General features: G+C 72.2%; 16 protein-coding genes. 6 read left to right on the forward strand and 10 right to left on the reverse strand.

Annotated features, from left to right (window positions below):
- Positions 1 to 32: 32 nt before the first annotated feature.
- Positions 33 to 263: a hypothetical protein gene (locus tag G5C60_RS51405; RefSeq protein ID WP_241266371.1), complete on the reverse strand. Its 231-nt coding sequence runs from the start codon at positions 261 to 263 to the stop codon at positions 33 to 35.
- Here G5C60_RS51405 and G5C60_RS53480 point away from each other — a divergent pair.
- Positions 258 to 905, forward strand: coding sequence for a LysR substrate-binding domain-containing protein (locus G5C60_RS53480; protein ID WP_338145628.1), 648 nt, complete (start codon positions 258 to 260; stop codon positions 903 to 905). The genes G5C60_RS51405 and G5C60_RS53480 overlap by 6 nt on opposite strands.
- A gap of 127 nt (positions 906 to 1,032) precedes the next feature.
- Complete coding sequence (locus tag G5C60_RS00120) at positions 1,033 to 2,058, forward strand: hypothetical protein (RefSeq protein ID WP_165254042.1); 1,026 nt, start codon at positions 1,033 to 1,035, stop codon at positions 2,056 to 2,058.
- A 54-nt stretch (positions 2,059 to 2,112) separates the two neighbouring features.
- On the opposite strand, the gene G5C60_RS00125 is transcribed toward G5C60_RS00120, so the two are convergent.
- Together G5C60_RS00125 and G5C60_RS00130 are read right to left on the reverse strand one after the other, a co-directional pair.
- Positions 2,113 to 3,348 carry an ROK family protein gene (locus G5C60_RS00125; protein WP_165254043.1) on the reverse strand — a complete coding sequence of 412 codons (1,236 nt, stop codon included), beginning with the start codon at positions 3,346 to 3,348 and terminating at the stop codon, positions 2,113 to 2,115.
- 51 nt (positions 3,349 to 3,399) lie between these two features.
- Complete coding sequence (locus G5C60_RS00130) at positions 3,400 to 4,089, reverse strand: alpha-ketoglutarate-dependent dioxygenase AlkB family protein (protein WP_165254044.1); 690 nt, start codon at positions 4,087 to 4,089, stop codon at positions 3,400 to 3,402.
- 101 nt (positions 4,090 to 4,190) lie between these two features.
- On the opposite strand from G5C60_RS00130, the gene G5C60_RS00135 reads away from it, so the two are divergent.
- A complete protein-coding gene (locus tag G5C60_RS00135) occupies positions 4,191 to 5,357 on the forward strand; it encodes a methyltransferase (protein WP_165254161.1) in 1,167 nt (388 codons plus the stop codon).
- Here G5C60_RS00135 and G5C60_RS00140 read toward each other — a convergent pair.
- Entirely contained in the window at positions 5,347 to 6,138 is a 792-nt protein-coding gene (locus G5C60_RS00140) for an AraC family transcriptional regulator (RefSeq protein WP_165254045.1), read from the reverse strand. The genes G5C60_RS00135 and G5C60_RS00140 overlap by 11 nt on opposite strands.
- A gap of 70 nt (positions 6,139 to 6,208) precedes the next feature.
- On the opposite strand from G5C60_RS00140, the gene G5C60_RS00145 reads away from it, so the two are divergent.
- Together G5C60_RS00145 and G5C60_RS00150 are read left to right on the forward strand one after the other, a co-directional pair.
- Positions 6,209 to 7,030, forward strand: coding sequence for a phytanoyl-CoA dioxygenase family protein (locus G5C60_RS00145; RefSeq protein WP_165254046.1), 822 nt, complete (start codon positions 6,209 to 6,211; stop codon positions 7,028 to 7,030).
- Complete coding sequence (locus tag G5C60_RS00150) at positions 7,027 to 7,311, forward strand: hypothetical protein (RefSeq protein WP_165254047.1); 285 nt, start codon at positions 7,027 to 7,029, stop codon at positions 7,309 to 7,311. The genes G5C60_RS00145 and G5C60_RS00150 overlap by 4 nt, the downstream gene beginning before the upstream one ends.
- Before the next feature lie 10 nt (positions 7,312 to 7,321).
- Here the strand turns inward: G5C60_RS00150 and G5C60_RS00155 are convergent, their stop codons facing one another.
- A complete protein-coding gene (locus G5C60_RS00155; protein WP_165254048.1) occupies positions 7,322 to 8,176 on the reverse strand; it encodes a ketose-bisphosphate aldolase in 855 nt (284 codons plus the stop codon).
- A 33-nt stretch (positions 8,177 to 8,209) separates the two neighbouring features.
- A complete protein-coding gene (locus G5C60_RS00160; protein ID WP_165254049.1) occupies positions 8,210 to 9,094 on the reverse strand; it encodes an SIS domain-containing protein in 885 nt (294 codons plus the stop codon).
- Positions 9,095 to 9,224: 130 nt separating this feature from the next.
- On the opposite strand from G5C60_RS00160, the gene G5C60_RS00165 reads away from it, so the two are divergent.
- Positions 9,225 to 10,004 carry a DeoR/GlpR family DNA-binding transcription regulator gene (locus G5C60_RS00165; protein ID WP_165254050.1) on the forward strand — a complete coding sequence of 260 codons (780 nt, stop codon included), beginning with the start codon at positions 9,225 to 9,227 and terminating at the stop codon, positions 10,002 to 10,004.
- A 34-nt stretch (positions 10,005 to 10,038) separates the two neighbouring features.
- Here G5C60_RS00165 and G5C60_RS00170 read toward each other — a convergent pair whose 3' ends face one another.
- The 4 genes from G5C60_RS00170 to G5C60_RS00185 all read right to left on the reverse strand — a co-directional run bounded on the left by G5C60_RS00170 (position 10,039) and on the right by G5C60_RS00185 (position 16,221).
- Positions 10,039 to 12,804 (reverse strand): ATP-binding protein, encoded by a 2,766-nt coding sequence (locus G5C60_RS00170; protein ID WP_165254051.1) that lies wholly within the window; start codon positions 12,802 to 12,804, stop codon positions 10,039 to 10,041.
- 86 nt (positions 12,805 to 12,890) lie between these two features.
- On the reverse strand, positions 12,891 to 14,279 hold the full coding sequence (locus G5C60_RS00175) for a carotenoid oxygenase family protein (RefSeq protein WP_165254052.1): 1,389 nt from the start codon (positions 14,277 to 14,279) through the stop codon (positions 12,891 to 12,893).
- Entirely contained in the window at positions 14,276 to 15,769 is a 1,494-nt protein-coding gene (locus G5C60_RS00180) for an MFS transporter (protein WP_165254053.1), read from the reverse strand. Before G5C60_RS00180 ends, G5C60_RS00175 begins: the two co-directional genes overlap by 4 nt.
- Positions 15,766 to 16,221, reverse strand: a complete 456-nt coding sequence (locus G5C60_RS00185; protein ID WP_165254054.1) for an SRPBCC family protein — start codon at positions 16,219 to 16,221, stop codon at positions 15,766 to 15,768. The genes G5C60_RS00180 and G5C60_RS00185 overlap by 4 nt, the downstream gene beginning before the upstream one ends.
- Positions 16,222 to 16,249 lie beyond the last annotated feature (28 nt).

The following is a 16,249-nucleotide window of genomic DNA, read 5'->3' on the forward strand; positions in this document are numbered from 1 at the left end:
GTGGCGTGGGACGACGCCGGAGTCGAGTGGCGTCAGCCGACGGTGATGTCCACGGACGGCCTGAGTTTCGCTGCCGCGCTCAGCGCCTCGTGCACGGGATGCGTGACGAAGGCGTCCAACAGGGCCTGGTCCGCGGGGCTTTCCGAGGCGGGGAAGGCGATCTGCTCGTACGCCGCCTGGAAGCGCGGGCCCCAGCGGCGGGCGCCGAGGCGGGCGGTGCGGGAGCAGTTGTCGACCATGAACGCGACGTCGCGTGCGTGCATGTACGGCAGCAGCGAGTCGACCGCTTCGATGACCGACTCGTTGACCTCTCCGACCAGGGGTGGCCGCGCTCGGCGAACTCGTCGATCTGGGCCGTCATGGTGGCGATGAACACTCCGGCCGTGAACGGGTCGACGGGCAGGGCACGTTCGGCACGCCGGGCGCGCACATCGGCGAGCCGCCGATCTCGGTCATCGGGCCGGGCCGTACGTCGCCGCGTACGCGCGGTCGAAGACGTCCCGCCCCGCCGGGTCGAGTTCGGCCGGGTCCGGGTGCTCTTCGCGGCAGGTGCGCATCCGCAGGTACGTCTCGATCTGCGCACCGGCGACGCGGCGGCCGCGTTCGCCCTGCTGCCGCACCGCGGCCTGGTGCGCGAGGCGGCCCATCGCTGGTTCCGCGCGCAGGGCATCACGCCCGAGGTGGCAGCCGAACTCGACGGGCACGAAGGGCTGTTGACACTGGTCGCGCTCGGCTGCGGCACCGGCGTCGTACCCCGTGTCGTACTCGACCACAGCGCTGTCCGCGACCGGCCGGCGGTGCTGCCCGCCGCTCCCCCACCGGAGCCGTTCCCGATCGGACTGTGCGTACGCAGGGCTGACCTGCGCCGTCCGTCGGTGGCGGCCCTCTGGAGCCTGAGTCGGTGAAATGCCGAGCGGTCCTGCCTCTCCCCGGCGGCACCGCCCAGCAAGATCAGGCAGAGGGCGAATATAGGTCGGATCCATAGGGTGACCGTCGGTATTGTCCGATCCTCACCGCTATGGACGGTCTCCTGTGAACAACAGACAACGCACCTCACGCTCCCTCCTCACCGCGGCCGTGATCGCCGCGGGAGCCGGGATCATCGCGCAGCCGGCCCAGGCAGCCCCGTCGGCCGCGGCGGCCTGCACCTACAAACCGACCCTCCTGCCGGTGTCGCAAGGCGTGGTCTCCGGTCACGTCTTCGCGACCGCCGGCACCAGCACGTACGCGGGCAGGGTCGACAGTGGCGGAAGCTCTGTTCCGTCCCACGCCGCGCTGTGGAAGAACGGCGTCTTCACCGACCTCGGAACCGTGCCGGGCGCCGAAGACGACGTCACCATCAACGACGTGAGCACCAGCGGTGTCGTGGTCGGCACCGGCTACCACAGCACCGGCAGCACGGGTGGCTGGCCGACGGGCGAGTACTACCCGTTCCGCTCGCGTGACGGCCGGCTCGAACAGCTGCCGGTGCCCGCCGGGGCGAAAAACGTCGTGGCGGACGCGATCAGCCCGAACGGCGACATCTACGGCAGCGGCCAAGACGCCGCCAACAACCGGAAGCTGTTCCTCTGGCCGGCCGCGCAGCCGGGCACAGTCGTCACGCCGACGAACTTCCCGGCCGGGAGCAGCGTCATCGACGTCGACGCGGACGGCACCCTGGCCATCAACGCCGGCAGCCGCTCGTACCTGTGGAAGGACGGCAGCCTGAAGACCCTGCCGCTGCCCACCGGTGCCACCAATTCACAGATCGCGTCCATCTCGAACGGCCGGGCGGTGGGCTCGGCTGCGGCAAGCGGCGAGCCCTTCGGTGTCCTGTGGGACAAGAACGGCCTCGCGGCCAAGCTCCCCAATTCCTACCAGGCCGGTGCCATCAACTCCTCGGGGCTCATCGTCGGTGACTCGGCGAGGCCGCGGGGGGCGGCCCTCTGGCAGCTCACCACCGCCCAGGGGGCCGCTCCGGGCCCCAACGTGTACACCGTCAACGATGCGGGGACCCTGGCCGGCTCCTACTACAAGGCCGGCACCCTCTCGATGCCGGCCATCTGGCCGTGCGGCTGACCCGACCCGACCACCGGTAACGCCCTGCCGGACGCCGACGCCGGACGCCGGACGTCAGGTCAGCGCCCCCAGCGGATCGTCCAGTACCGGCTGCCACGCCAACTCGGCTGCCCCCACCAGGCTGTTGTGGTCGAGCGTGCAGGCCAGGATAGGTACGCCGCCGCTCTGCCCCCACAGGCTGCGGTCGGCGACGACGGCCCGCAGGCGTTCCGGGTCGGCGTCCAGGAGGGTGCGGTGGAGGCCGCCGAGGATGATGCGGTCCGGGTTGAGGATGTTGACCAGGCCCGCGAGTCCGAGCCCCAGCCGGTCGATCAGCGCCTCGGTGGCCGTGCGGACGGCCGGTTCGGCGTACTGGTCGCGGATCAGGTCGTTGGCCTGCTGAAGGAGCGAGACCTCGGGGCCGGGGTCGCGGCCCGCCGCGGTGAGGAAGGCCAGCGGGTCCGCCTCGACGTCCAGGCAGCCTCGGCTGCCGCAGTGGCAGGGGCGGCCCTCGGGGTTGACCGTGAGGTGGCCGACTTCCAGCGCCAGGCCCGAACTGCCGGTGTGCAGACGGCCGTCGAGCACGAGCGCACCGCCGACACCGCGGTGTCCCGTGGCCACGCACAGCAGGTCACGGGCGCCGCGGCCCGCGCCGTGCCGGTGCTCGGCGAGCGCGGCGAGGTTGACGTCGTTGGCGGCGAACGCCGGGCCGGCGATCCCGGCCGCGTGGATCCGCTCCGCGAAGATCTCCCGTACGGGTGCGCCCGCCGGCCAGGCCAGATGCAGCGGGTTGAGGGCGGTGCCCTCGGGTTCGGCGACGGCGGACGGCACGGCAAGTCCGGCGCCCACGCAGCGGCGTCCCGTCTCCTGGAGCAGCTGGGCGCCCGCGTCGACGACCGAGCCGAGCACCTTCGCCGGGTCGGCGTCGACGATCTCGCAGCCGGGCGCGGTCGCGACGAGACGGCCGCCGAGGCCGACCAGCGCCGCACGGAAGCCGTCGGCGTGCACCTGCGCGGCGAGGGCGACGGGGCCGTCCTCGGCGAGTCGGAGCCGGTGCGAGGGGCGGCCCTGCGAGCCGGCGGCCGCCCCCGGGCGCGCGTCGACGCGGATCAGCCCCAGCGCTTCGAGTTCCGCGGCCACCGCACCCGCCGTCGCCCGCGTGACCCCCAGCTCGGCGGTGAGCACGGCCCGCGTCGGCGCGCGTCCCGTGTGCACGAGCTCCAGCGCGGGCCCGAGCGCGCCGCGTCCGCGGTCCAGACGGGCCCTCGTGGTTCCTTCTCCCGCTGCCCGGGGGGTCGACTTGCCGTTCATGAGGGGGAGTCTCCCATGATCCGGTCTGCTGGGAGTCTGTCGGAGGCCTGTTCAGGCCTGCTGCAGCCCGCTCGCCCGCAGCGTGACGTTGAGTCTGCCCGTCAGGCCGAGTTCCGGGGGTGCCGTGCCCGCGTGCACGCGGGGTACTCCGTGATAGGCGAGCCGGGCGGGGCCGCCGAAGACGAAGAGGTCGCCGCTGCGTAGTTCCACGTCCGTGTACGGGCGTGCACGCGACTGCGTGTTGCCGAAGCGGAAGACGCACGAGTCGCCGAGGCTCAGCGACACCACGGGGGCGTCGCACTTCTCGTCGCTGTCGCGGTGCATGCCCATGTGCGCGTCGGCGTCGTAGAAGTTGATCAGGGCGATGTCATACGGGGCTGCCGACGTGCCGCCAAGCGCATCGTCGCCGCCAAGCGCATCGCCGCCTCCGAAGGCGTCGGCCACCGCCCGCCGGCCGAGCTCGCCCAGCCATTCCGGGAACGGCTTCACCGTGGCGCCGTCACCGTCGACGACCGTCCGCGCGTACCCGTACGGATACCAGTGCCAGCCGAGGCAGACCTGCCGCGAGGTCATCGTGCCGCCGCCCGGCGTGCGGACCGTACGCAGGCCGGCGGGCGGGCGCGCCCATGCGCGGCAGGCCTCGATCAGCTCGCGCTGGCGCCCGGTATCCAGCCAGTCCGGCACATGCACCGCGCCCGGCGCGACCTCCGTACGACTTCGGGGAAAGAGCTCGGTGTCCATGTCCCCATCCTCGCGCACGGCCCACGAACGGACCGCCGGACCCTCTTGAACTGCGGCTTGAACTGCGGCTCGGTTAGCCTTGGCCCACGATGAGCGACCGTATGACGACGCCATGGGGCGAGCCGGAGCTGGACCGCTTCCCCGAGAACGCCCGCGACCGGCTGCGCGCCTGGGACGCCTCCGACGCGTATCTGCTGAGGCATCTGTCCGAACTCGCGGAACGGGGGCGACCGCTCGACGGGACCGTCGTCGTGGTCGGCGACCGCTGGGGCGCCCTCGTCACGGCCCTGCACCTGCACCGGCCGGTACAGATCACGGACTCGTTCCTCACCCAGGAGGCGACCGGGGCGAACCTGTCGCGCAACGGCGTCGACACGGACTCCGTGCGCCTCCTCACCACCCAGGATCCGCCGCCCGACCGGATCGACGCACTCCTGATCCGTGTGCCCAAGAGCCTCGCGCTGCTGGAGGACCAGCTGCTGCGTCTGGCGCCCGCCGTGCATGAGGGGACGCTCGTCGTCGGTACCGGCATGGTCAAGGAGATCCACACCTCGACGCTGAGGCTGTTCGAACGGGTCCTCGGTCCGACCAGGACCTCGCTGGCCGAGAAGAAGGCCCGGCTGATCTTCTGCGAGCCGGACCCCGCGCTCACCCGGCCGAAGAACCCCTGGCCGCACAGCTACACGCTGCCCGACGGCATCGGTCCCGTCTCCGGCCGCACCGTCGTCAACCACGCGGGCGTCTTCTGCGCCGAGCGTCTGGACATCGGCACGCGGTTCTTCCTCCAGCATCTGCCGTACGGGCCCGGGGCCGGGCGCGTGGTGGACCTGGGCTGCGGCAACGGCGTGGTCGGTACGGCGATGGCGCTGGCCGACCCGGAGGCCGAGGTGCTGTTCGTGGACGAGTCGTACCAGGCGGTGACCTCGGCGGAGGCGACGTACCGGGCAACGTCCGAGACGTCCCTGGACGCGGAGGGAACTGTCGGCAAGGCGGAGTTCCGCGTCGGCGACGGGCTGACCGGCGTTCCGCCGGAGAGCGTCGATCTCGTGCTCACCAATCCGCCCTTCCACTCACACCAGGCGACGACCGACGCCACGGCCTGGCGGATGTTCACGGGAGCGCGCCGGGCGCTGCGGCCGGGCGGCGAGCTGTGGGTGGTCGGCAACCGGCACCTCGGCTACCACGTGAAGCTGCGCCGTCTCTTCGGCAACAGCCAGGTCGTCGCCAGTGACGCGAAGTTCGTGGTCCTGAAGGCCGTCAGGAAGTAGGCACGCCCGCAGGGGCCGTCTCGCCGCGCAGGGCGCGTGGCGACGCCCCCAGTTCGCGTCGGCACGCCTTGTTGAAGGCCTGCAGGTCGGGGATGCCGACGGACGCGGCGACCGCCGGGATGGAGAGCGTCGAGGCGCGCAGCAGATGGTGGGCCCGGTCCAGTCTGCGGCGGCGGATGTGGGCGACGACCGTGCCGCCCGTCGTGGCGCGGAAGAGCCGGGTCAGGTGGTTGTGCGAGACGCCCGCGGCGCGGGCCACGGCGGGCACGGTGAGCGGGACGGCCAGGTTCGCCTCGATGTAGGCGATCGCTGCGGTGACGGCCTGGTGCGGGCCGGGGCGCTCGGCGGCCGGGGTGAGGTGGGCGATGCGCCACAGGGCCGTCCAGATCTCGGCCCGGGTGCGCTCGGGCGCGCCCGGCACGGAGGCGATCGCCTGGAGCAACAGGCCGGTGAGCATGGGGAGTTCGGGACCGGCGTCCTGCATCACGGGGACGACACGCGGGGAGCCGGCGGGTGCGATGCGCAGGTGCGCGTAGAGGTGTTCCGAGCGGCCCTGGTAGCGGTAGCGGACCGTCGTGCCGGGAGGTACGAGGCTGACCCGGCCGGGGCGGATGGCGTGCGGCGTGCCGTCGACGATCAGCTCGGCGTCGTACTGGTACACGTGCAGCTGCCACAGCTCGGGCAGCCGGAAGACGTCGGTGCGGCTCGCGACGCCGTGAACGCCCACCCCGGCGTTCACCACGACGGGCGGCTCCCCGAGGTGGACCTCCGTCTCTCGCATGGTGAAAAAGTACCAGTAGTGGTGAGAGGCGCCAACGCGCCGGACGGGGCCCGGTCCCTACGTTGAAGCCATGACGAAAAGCCAACAGCCCACGCTCCTCAGCTCGGTGCGGATGGCGCACTTCGTGGCCCACGGCTCGCTGCGCCTCGACGCGGCGGTTCCGGCGGAGACGAACGCCGAGGCGATCGAGTTCCTGCGGCGGGGAGTCCCGGGAGTGCCGTTCGGCAGCAAGGTGCCGGACGCCTACCCCGAGGGGTCCTTCCCCCGGCGCCTCCTCGACATCCCGGCCGTGGCGGGGGCACTGCGCAGCCTCGTCGGCCCTGACCCGACCGTCGACCACCATGCCGTCCACATCCGCGAGCCCCGTGAGGGACAGGCGCAGCCGCTCCACGGCGACGCGATCATCGACGTCCGCACCGACGCCTTCGACGTGCAGTTGATGTACTACCCGCAGGACGTGACGCTGGACATGGGCGGCACTCTCAGCGTGCCGGGCAGCCATCTGCGGCGTACGAACGAGTCGGACACCGGCCGCTACCAGAACCTGCTCGGCCAGTCACGTCTTGTCTGCCCGGCGGGCACCGTGGTGTTTCTGCACCACGGACTCTGGCACGGCGGACGGCGCAACGACAGCGACGAGGTGCGCTACATGTTCAAGATCCGCTTCAATCCGACCGTGCGGCAGCGACGGCTGTGGGACACCTCGGACCTCGGCGACCCGCGCGTCACCGAGGAGCTCTCGACGACCTTTCCCTGGTACGAACCTGCCACCGGTCGCCTGGAGTTGTACAACCGCGTTCTGCTGTGGCGGTCGCTGACCGGCGACGCGTCCTTCGACCTCGAGCGCTGGGTGACCCGAGTCTCCAACCGCCCGCAGGAGAGTGCCGCATGAGCATCCGTCAGCAGGTTCTGGTTCTGTATCTGGCCACCTCCGCGCTGGACGCGCCGGTCGTGGGCTGGTCGGTCTACGACGGCACCGGCCGTACGTCACCCACGACCGGTGACAGCGACGAACCCCCGTACAAGTCGGGCGTGCACGCTCTGGAGGACGGCTGGCGGCTGTTCCAGGCGGCCCAGTTGATCCCGCCCTACCCGGGGGGCGAGTACGACGTGTCGTTCCTCAAGCACGAGTTCTTCTTCGAGAAGCTCGTCGACACCTCGGTGAGCTCCTAGCACCTGGATGTCATTCGGTTCGCAGCACGCGGATGATCCGGGCCACCGCGTCGGCCATCGCCTCCCGGGCCACCGTGAGGTACTTGCGCGAGTCGACCGCATCGGGGTGAGCCGTGAGGAACTCCCTGATCGCGCTGGTCATCGCGAGGTTCAGGGCTGTTCCGACGTTGACCTTGGCGATGCCGCCCGCGACGGCCGCCGTCAGCTCGGCGTCCGGGACGCCGGACGAACCGTGCAGGACGAGCGGCACGTCAAGGGCCGAGGTGAGGCGCTTGAGCAGGTCGTGGTCGAGGGCGGCGGTGCGCTTGGTCATGGCGTGCGTGCTGCCGATCGCCACGGCGAGGGCGTCCACGCCGGATTCCGCGACGAAGACGCGTGCCTCGGCGGGGTCGGTACGGGCGGCGGGCGCGTGGGCATCCAGCGGCGGCCGGCCGTTCTTCCCGCCGACCTCCCCCAACTCGGCCTCGATCCACAGCCCTTGGTCATGAGCCCAGTGGGCCGCGGCCCGCGTGGCGGCGAGGTTCTCGGCGTACGGCAGCCGCGACGCGTCGTACATCACGGAGCTGAATCCGGCCTCGGGTGCCTGCCGCAGCAGGCCGTCGCTCTGCACATGGTCGAGGTGCAACGCGACGGGCACGGAGGCCTGTTCGGCCGCCGCGACCGTGGCGCGGGCCAGCGGGAGGAGCCGTCCGTACCGGAACTTCACGGCGTTCTCGCTGATTTGCAGGATGACGGGGGCGTCCACGGATTCGGCGCCGGTGATGACGGCTTCGACGTGTTCCAGCGTGATGACGTTGAACGCGGGGACGGCGCCGCGTGCCGCGGCGGCCTGGGCGACCAGTTCACCGGTGACTGCGAGGGACACGGCCTCTCCTTTCGGCGTGACGGGAATCGCCGATCACGGCGTGGTGAGGATGACCGAGCGGGTGAGGTGGCGGGGCCGGTCGGGGTCGAGGCCGCGGGCCGCGGCGACGGCCACGGCGAGCCGCTGGGCACGGACGAGTTCGGCGAGCGGGTCGAGTCCGCCCGCGATCCACAACCCGCCGGTGGCACGCACCTGTTCGGCCAGCCCCTCGGGTGCCTCGCCGAACATCCAGGTCGCCGTTCCGGCGGAGGTGATGCTGATGGGGCCGTGCCGGTACTCCATCGCCGGATAGGCCTCGGTCCACGCCAGCGCGGCCTCGCGCATCTTGAGCCCGGCCTCGTTCGCGAGACCGACGCTCCAGCCGCGGCCGAGGAACGTGAACTGCGTGCAGTCGACCAGCCCTTCGGGCAGCGGCGAAGACAGAGCGGTGCGGCCATCGGCGACGACGGCGTCGGTGTGCAGGCCCAGGTGCGTCCGCAGCAGCGTGAGCGCGGCGGTGGCGAAACGGGTCTGCACCACGGACCGTTCGTCGGCGAAGTCGAGCACGATCACGTCATCCGCCGCCTCCATCACGGGAGTTCGCGGATCCGCGGTGATCGCGACCGTGCGCGTACGCCCCTTCAGCCGGCCGAGCAGGTCGAGCACCTCGGTGGTGGTGCCGGAGCGGGTGAGGGCGACGACACGGTCGTACGTCCGTCCGTACGGGAACTCGGAGGCGGCGAAGGCGTCCGTCTCACCCTGGCCCGCCTGCTCACGCAGCGCCGCGGCCGCCTGCGCCATGAACCATGAGGTGCCACATCCCACGATCGCGACCCGCTCCCCCGCCGCGGGCAGCGCGGCCGCGTGCTCCGCGGCCTCCTCGGCGGCACGGATCCAGCACTCGGGCTGGCTGTTCAGCTCGTTCTCGAGATGGCTCACGCCGTATGCTCCCCGGATGACTGGATGATTTTTCTTGCAATATATAGCGCACTTTCAAGCATAACGAAGCATCCTTGCCCTGAACAGCATCCGCTAAGGTCACCGGGAGATCGAGGAACGGAGAAGGTGGATGTCGCGCGACGCCCGCTGGAAGACACTGCTGGAACTGCTCGTGGAGCGCGGCCGGTTGGACGTCGAGGAAGCGGCGGCCGAGCTGGCGGTGTCGGCCGCGACGATCCGCCGTGACTTCGATCAGTTGGCCGAGCAGCAGATGCTCGTCCGCACCCGGGGCGGCGCGGTCGTGCACGGTGTCTCGTACGAGTTGCCCCTGCGCTACAAGACGGCCCGCCACGCCTCCGAGAAGCAGCGCATCGCGAAGGCCGTCGCGGATCTCGTCGCGCCCGGCGAGGCGGTGGGCCTGACCGGCGGCACGACGACCACGGAGGTGGCGCGCGCCCTGGCCGTACACAGCGATCTCGCGTCCGGCTCGCCCGCGCTGACCATCGTCACGAACGCGCTCAACATCGCCAACGAGCTTGCCGTACGTCCCCAGTTCAAGATCGTGCTGACCGGCGGAGTCGCGCGCCCGCAGTCGTACGAACTCATCGGCCCTCTGGCGGACGGCGTGCTCAGCCAGATCACCCTCGACGTGGCCGTGCTCGGTGTGGTCGCCTTCGACGTCACACACGGTGCCGCGGCGCACGACGAGGCGGAGGCCGCGATCAACCGACTGCTGTGCGAGCGCGCCGAGCGCGTGATCGTCGCGGCGGATTCCAGCAAGCTCGGCCAGCGGGCGTTCGCCCGGATCTGTGCGGCCGAGTCGGTGGACACGCTGGTCACGGACTCGGCCGCGAGCCAGGACATGGTGGGGCGATTCGAGGAGGCCGGGATCACGGTCGTCGCCGTCTGACGTCCGGGGCTTCTTCGCTTCCAGTTGCTGCCCGCTACGGAGGGAGTACCGCGGCGAGTTGGCGCCGCGAGGTGATGCCGAGCTTCTTGAAGATGTTGCGCAGGTGGGCGTCTATCGTGCGCGGGCTGAGGAAGAGCCGGGCCGCGATCTCCCGTGAGGTGGTGCCGGTGGCGGCCAGGCGGGCGATGGTGAGTTCGTGCGCGGTGAGGTGATCGGTCAGGGCCGCCGAGTCCGGGATGACGCGCCTGGCCCGTTCCCCGGTGGCACGCAGTTCCGCGCGGGCCCGGTCGGCGAAGGCTCCGGCGCCCATGGCGGACAGCTTCTCGAAGGCCAGACGCAGCTCGCGCCGTGCCTCGCGGCGGCGGCCCTCCCGGCGCAGCCATTCGCCGTACACCAGGTGGGCCCGCGCCAGGAACGTACCGACGCCCGAGTCGGTGAGGTGTCCGACGGCCGCGCGATAGTGGCTCTCCGCCGTGGCGCCGTCCTCCTCCAGCAGCGCGGCCGTGTACGACCTGACGCCCAGCGCGAAGTCGGTTCCGGCGGCGGTGGTCTGCGTGTCGAGCGTCCGGAACGCCGCCGTCGCCCGCTCGCGGTCACCGCACCGCACGGCCGCCTCGACCAGTTCCAGCAGGGCGAATCCGGCGACCGGCAGGTCTCCGTCGGCGCCGGCCCGCTCGGCCGCGGCCAGCGCGGTGGGGTAGTCGCCCAGACCGTTGTGCAGGACGGCGCTCGCCCAGTCGGCGAACACGATGAGCAGGTTCTTCTCCAGGGTGTGGGCGGCCTTGCGGGTCTGCTCGATCAGCGCGGTGGCGTCCCGTTTCGCGTCACGCAGGGCGGCCAGGTGCAGCCGGGTGTTCCGGTGCGGTGCCGCGCCCGTCAGCCCGGCCAGGGTCTCTTCCTCGCTCATCATCGACACGGCCGCCGCCATGTCTCCGTCGTGGATCGCCGCCGCGCTCAGCAGCGCCAGGCTCACGGTCAGCGTGGTCAACGAGCCCTCGGTACGGGCCTGTTCGACCTGCCGGGTGAGGATGCGCTTCGACAGGCTGGTGTCCCACACGACCACGGCCAGCATCGCGGCGAGCGTCAGCCGTTTCGTCCACATCGCGTCGTCCGCGTCGGCGAGGAGCCGCCGCAGCACCGGCACGCTCCCGGGATCTCCGTCCAGACAGCCGAGCAGCGCGTCCAGCAGTTCGTCGGTGGTGGTGGGCGGGCCGGGCGGCGGGGGTGCCGTGCGGGCGGCGGCGACGGCGAGCGCCATGCCCTTGCCTGCCCGTCCGCTGACCAGGGCGGCCTGGAGTGCGTCGAGCAGGTACTCCCGGGCGGTGCGCGGCTCGAAAGGGGCGATGCGTTCCGCGGCCCGCACCAGGAAACGTACGGCCTCGTCGCCGCCGCTGAGGAAGTACTCCGCCCTGCCGCGCAGCAGGTCGGCCCGCGCGCCCAGTCGGTCGTCGAGGGGCCCGGCCTCGGCGTCGGCGATCATGCGGAGGGCTGCGTCGAGTGCTCCGGCCTCCAGGCTCGCCCCGGCGGCGGCGAGGAGTCGTCCGGCGCGCAGTGCGGGGTCGGCGGTGAGGGCGGCGGCGCGCTCCAGGAAGGCGGCGCCCGCCGCGGCACCGCCCCGGGCCTGGGCCCGGTCCGCCGAGCGGACCAGTTCGGCGGCCACCTCGTCGTCGGGGCGGGCCGCCGCCTGGGCGCGGTGCCAGGCCCGGTGGTCGGGGTCGGCGGCCGGGTCCGTGGCCTCGGCCAGCGCCTGGTGCGCCCTGCGTCGGTCGGCGGGTGAGGCGGCGAGATAGACGGCGGAGCGGACCAGCGGGTGGCGGAAGCGCGCCCGGCCGCCCAGCTCGATGAGCCCGGCGGCTTCCGCGGGCGCCCCGGCGGCCGGGTCGACGGCCAGCAGGTCGGCGGCCCGCCAGAGCCGGCCCGCGTCCCCGAGTGGTTCGGCGGCGGCCAGCAGGAGCAACAGCCGCGTATGAGCGGGGAGTTGAGCCTCCCTTTCACGGAAGCTGCGCTCGATCCTGCTCGACAGGGGTGCCGGTGTGGGCAGTCCGAAGCCGCCGGCCAGTTGTGCGGGGCCCATGCCGCGCGGGAGTTCCAGCAGCGCGAGGGGGTTGCCGTCGGCCTCGGCGAGGATCCGTTCCCGCACCCGGTCGTCGAGTGGCACATGCACGCGGGAGGCCAGGAGCGCCCGGGAGGGTTCGTCGGCCAGGCCGGTCAGGTGGAGTTCCGGCAGGCCGTCGAGTACGGGGGAACCACCGGGCTCCCCACCATGCTCACGGGAGGCGAACACCATCGCGATCGGCTCGTCCTCGATCCGGCGGGCCACGAAGGCCAGCGCCTGGGCGGACGCCCGGTCCAGCCACTGGGCGTCGTCCACGACGCAGACCAGCGGTCCGTCACCGGCCGCCTCCGACAGCAGTCCGAGGACGGCCAGCGCCACGCCGAGGCGTTCCGGTGCTCTGCCCTGGCTGCGCCCGAAAGCCACTTCCAGCGCCGTGCGCTGCGGCTCGGGCAGTCGGCCCAGGCCGTCGAGCAACGGCATGCACAGCTGGTGCAGCGCGGCGTACGCCAGCTCCATCTCGAACTCGACGCCGTCGGCGCGCAGCGTCCGGGCGCCCGGTACCCGTCCGGCCGGACCGACGAGTATGTGTTCCAGCAGCGCGGTCTTGCCGACGCCCGGCTCCCCGTACACGACACAGCTCCCGCCGCGCCCTGCCCGCACGTCGGCCAACAGCCGTTCCAGAGCCTCGACTTCGGCCTCGCGGCCGTACAAATGCTCCGGAACAGACGAAGAAGTCGCATGCATGTGCGAAGCATGACACGGCGGGAACAGCGGACGGATGGACTCCGGCCAGGAGATCACCACGTCCGCGTAGCCGCCTGCTCGGCCGCCTACCCGGCCGTTTCCTCGTCCGGTATCCAGGAGCCGTGGATGCCGCCGGGGACGCGGCGGGGCAGTTCGACGGCGGCGATCGGCGGTGCCGTGATGTCGCCCGCGTCCAGCACGAGGAGCTCGGAGGAGTCCTCGGCGAGATCGCTGACGATGGTCAGCAGGTAGCCGTCGTCCTCCGCGGTGCCACCCGCCGCGGGCACGAAGACGGCCTCGCCCGGCAGCCGCCCGGCCCCGGCCGGCGCCACCTGCCGGTCGCCGCTGCGGTTGTCGTACTTGACCACGGCGTGCTCGCCGAGGCCCGCACCGGGGAAGGCGATCGCGTAGGTGTACCGGTTGGGGGTGCCGAGGACCGTGTCGTTGATGGTGGGGAACTCCGTGACCAGCGAGTCGAGGTCCTCCTCCCGGGCGGTGCCGGTGGCCGGGTCCAGGATCCAGCGGTGCTGCAGGGCGCCGGTCAGCGGCTCCGTCGGATACCCGGGTGCACCGACCCACCACTTCCAGCTGGTCGTCCAGGCGGCGCGGTCGTAGCGGGGGCCTTCGACGACGATGCGGCCCCGCTCGTCCTCGTAGGCGCCGGAGACGTGGATCATGGCGCCGGGCTCGACTTCGTACCAGGTCACCTCGGCAGGACCGGTGCGCGGCATGACGCCGATCCGGGGGGTGTAGGAGTCGCTCCAGCGGTATGGGATGCCGGAGTGCTCGGCCGGGTCGAAGACGACGGGCAGGTCGAGCCAGACGACGTTACGGCGCGTCAGGCCGAAGTCGTGCATCAGGCTGGGCCCTGCGCCCTCGACGACCTCGCTGCGGACGATCTCGCCGGCGGCCGACGCCACGTGGTAGGTGAGGTACGGCGGGAACGGGGAGTAGCCGAAGAAGTGGAGTTCTCCCGTGACCGGGTCCTCCCTGGGGTGGGCGGTCATCGCGGTGGTGAGCCGGCCCTGGAAGTCGTACGCGCCGACCGTGTCGAGTTCGGGGGTGACCTCGAAGGGGAGGTTGGCCTCCTGAAGGGCGAGGATGCGGCCCGCGTGCTCCACGATGTGGGTGCCGGCGATGCTGGCGGTGAGGTCGACGCCGCCGTCCTCGCGCAGGTAGGGGGCGCCGTCCAGGGCGGGGGTGCGCACCCAGCGGTTGCGGTACCAGCTCGCCCGGCCCTCCTCCAGACGGACTCCGTGCAGCATGCCGCTGCCCCGGAACCAGTGGGTGGGGACGTCGCCGGGCCTGGGGTTGTGGCCGTTGCGGAAGTAACGGCCCGTCAGCTCGGGTGGCAGGGTGCCGCGGACCTTGAGGTCCGCCTCGGTGATCTCGTCCGCGACCGGGGTGTAGTGGCCCGCGAGGTACGGCTTGGCGTCGATGCCGGCGGTGGGGTCGTCAGTGCGGTGGTCGGTCATGACCGGTTGTCTCCTGTCGTGATGAGGGGCTCGTGGCGCGCGGGAGAGCCCTTACGGGGGCTTCGCAGCGCGAGTGCGACGAGCAGGGCGTTGAGCAGCATGAGGACTCCTCCGGCTGTGAAGGCCAGCCGGTATCCCTCGGTGAGCGCCTGAAGGCGCGTCAGGTCTGTCGGCGCGGCGTCGGTGCGGGCGGAGGCCAGGGTGCTCAGGAAGGCGAGACCGACGACTCCGCCCAGTTGCCGTGTGGTGTTGACCAGGCCACCGGCGATGCCCGCGTCGGCGGCCGGCACGCCCTCCACCGCGCCCGCGGTGAGCCGGACGAACGCGATGCCCAGGCCGGCTCCGGCGCACAGCGAAGGGCCGAGGACGTCGGCGGCGAAGGTGCCGTCGGCGGGAAGTCGGCCGAACCAGAGCAGCCCGGCGGCCAGCAGCAGCACCCCGGCCACCTGAGTACGTCGCGCGCCGAGCCGTCCGGCCAGCCGCGGAGTCGCCCACGCGGCCAGGGCGTTGGCTCCCGCGAGCGGCAGCTGGGCGAGCCCGGTGACGAGGGGGCCGTACCCGAGAACGCGCTGCTGGTAGAGCGGAAGGAAGAAGAACAGCGAGACCCATACGGCGCCCAGGAGCGCCATGGCGAGATTGGCGGGCCCCACCGTGCCGGTGCTCAACAGCCGCAGGGGCAGAAGGGGTTGTGCCGTCCGGCGTTCGACGATCAGGAAGACGCCGAGCAGGACCACGGCCGCCCCGACGGGTGCCAGGACCGCCTCCGACAGCCATCCGGAGCGTCCGGCGTGGCTGATGCCGAGGACGAAGGCGACCAGTCCCGCGGTGACGGCGGCGGCGCCCGGGAAGTCGGTGCCGCCGCCCGCGCGTTGCGGTGCGTCGCGGTCGATGTACCGCAGGCAGCCCATGATGACGAGCACGGTCACGGGAACCGGCGCCCAGAAGACGGACCGCCAGCCGAGCGCCTCCGTGAGCAGACCGCCGAGCAGGACGCCCGCCGCGCCGCCGACCGCGGACACGGCGCCCCACACGGCGAGGGCCCGGCCGCGCGCGGCCCTCGACGGGTACACCACCATCACCAGGGCGAGGGCCGCGGGCGCCAGCGCGGCGGCCCCGACACCCTGGACCACGCGGGCGGCGATGAGCAGCCAGGGCACCGGCGCGGATCCCGCCAGGACGGACCCGGCGGCGAAGAGTCCCAGACCGGCCAGCAGGACCGTGCGCCGTCCCAGCAGGTCGGCGGCGCGTCCGCCGACGAGCAGGAGGGCGCCGAAGGCCAGGCCGTAGGCGTTCACGATCCAGGTCTGGCCCGGCTCCGACAGCCGCAGACCGTCGCTGACCGACGGCAGCGCGACATTGACGATCGAGGTCGTGAGGACCACCAGGAACTGGCCCGTGGCGAGCACCGCCAGAGGCGCCCAGCCAGGCGTGCGAGCGTCGTTGCCGGGGGTGGCGTCATGGCCGGGGGTGCAGTCGGCGGTGTCGGTCACGCCTGGTCGCTTTCCGCGGCTTTCTTGAGGTGGCCGAGCCAGTGCTTGAGCGAGTCGTCGAGCGCCTGCTGGATGCCGGCGGGATCGGCTCGTACAGGCTCGCCGTCCCACGACTCCTCCGTGCGGACCAGCACCGTTCCGTGCTGCCCGGGCTGGAAGGTCCACAGGTGGATGCCCGTGATGCCGTGGGCGGGGCCACCCCACAGAATCCGGTGCGGGACGTCCAGTGCGTACACGGTGGAGGCGATGTCGAGACCTGCCGTGCTCCAGTGGAAGGTGCTGCCGACGGTCAGCGCGCCGTCGCTCCGGGAGGTGCTGATGTCCGGCTGCCAGAGGGACCAGCCGGTCACGTCGGTGTGCAGCCGCCAGACCCGCTCCAGGGGCGCGTCGATGCTGATGTCGTGGCGTGCGATCACGGGTGCGGCGGTGTCGATCCGCTCGGGGTATGTCATGCCGCCAGGGTGGCTGCGCCACGCGTCC

Source organism: Streptomyces scabichelini (assembly GCF_011045015.1).
In the GTDB taxonomy this organism is placed as follows: Bacteria; Actinomycetota; Actinomycetes; order Streptomycetales; family Streptomycetaceae; genus Streptomyces; species Streptomyces scabichelini.

What these genes read in the sequence shown, in the direction of transcription:
- G5C60_RS00150 (WP_165254047.1), top strand. Translation starts at nt 7,027, where the DNA reads ATGAGCATCCGTCAGCAGGTTCTGGTTCTGTATCTGGCCACCTCCGCG.
- G5C60_RS00185 (WP_165254054.1), bottom strand. Translation starts at nt 16,221, where the DNA reads ATGACATACCCCGAGCGGATCGACACCGCCGCACCCGTGATCGCACGC.
- G5C60_RS00140 (WP_165254045.1), bottom strand. Translation starts at nt 6,138, where the DNA reads ATGCGAGAGACGGAGGTCCACCTCGGGGAGCCGCCCGTCGTGGTGAAC.
- G5C60_RS00135 (WP_165254161.1), top strand. Translation starts at nt 4,191, where the DNA reads ATGACGACGCCATGGGGCGAGCCGGAGCTGGACCGCTTCCCCGAGAAC.
- G5C60_RS51405 (WP_241266371.1), bottom strand. Translation starts at nt 263, where the DNA reads ATGCACGCACGCGACGTCGCGTTCATGGTCGACAACTGCTCCCGCACC.
- G5C60_RS00170 (WP_165254051.1), bottom strand. Translation starts at nt 12,804, where the DNA reads ATGCATGCGACTTCTTCGTCTGTTCCGGAGCATTTGTACGGCCGCGAG.
- G5C60_RS00125 (WP_165254043.1), bottom strand. Translation starts at nt 3,348, where the DNA reads ATGAACGGCAAGTCGACCCCCCGGGCAGCGGGAGAAGGAACCACGAGG.
- G5C60_RS00175 (WP_165254052.1), bottom strand. Translation starts at nt 14,279, where the DNA reads ATGACCGACCACCGCACTGACGACCCCACCGCCGGCATCGACGCCAAG.
- G5C60_RS00130 (WP_165254044.1), bottom strand. Translation starts at nt 4,089, where the DNA reads ATGGACACCGAGCTCTTTCCCCGAAGTCGTACGGAGGTCGCGCCGGGC.
- G5C60_RS00145 (WP_165254046.1), top strand. Translation starts at nt 6,209, where the DNA reads ATGACGAAAAGCCAACAGCCCACGCTCCTCAGCTCGGTGCGGATGGCG.
- G5C60_RS00165 (WP_165254050.1), top strand. Translation starts at nt 9,225, where the DNA reads ATGTCGCGCGACGCCCGCTGGAAGACACTGCTGGAACTGCTCGTGGAG.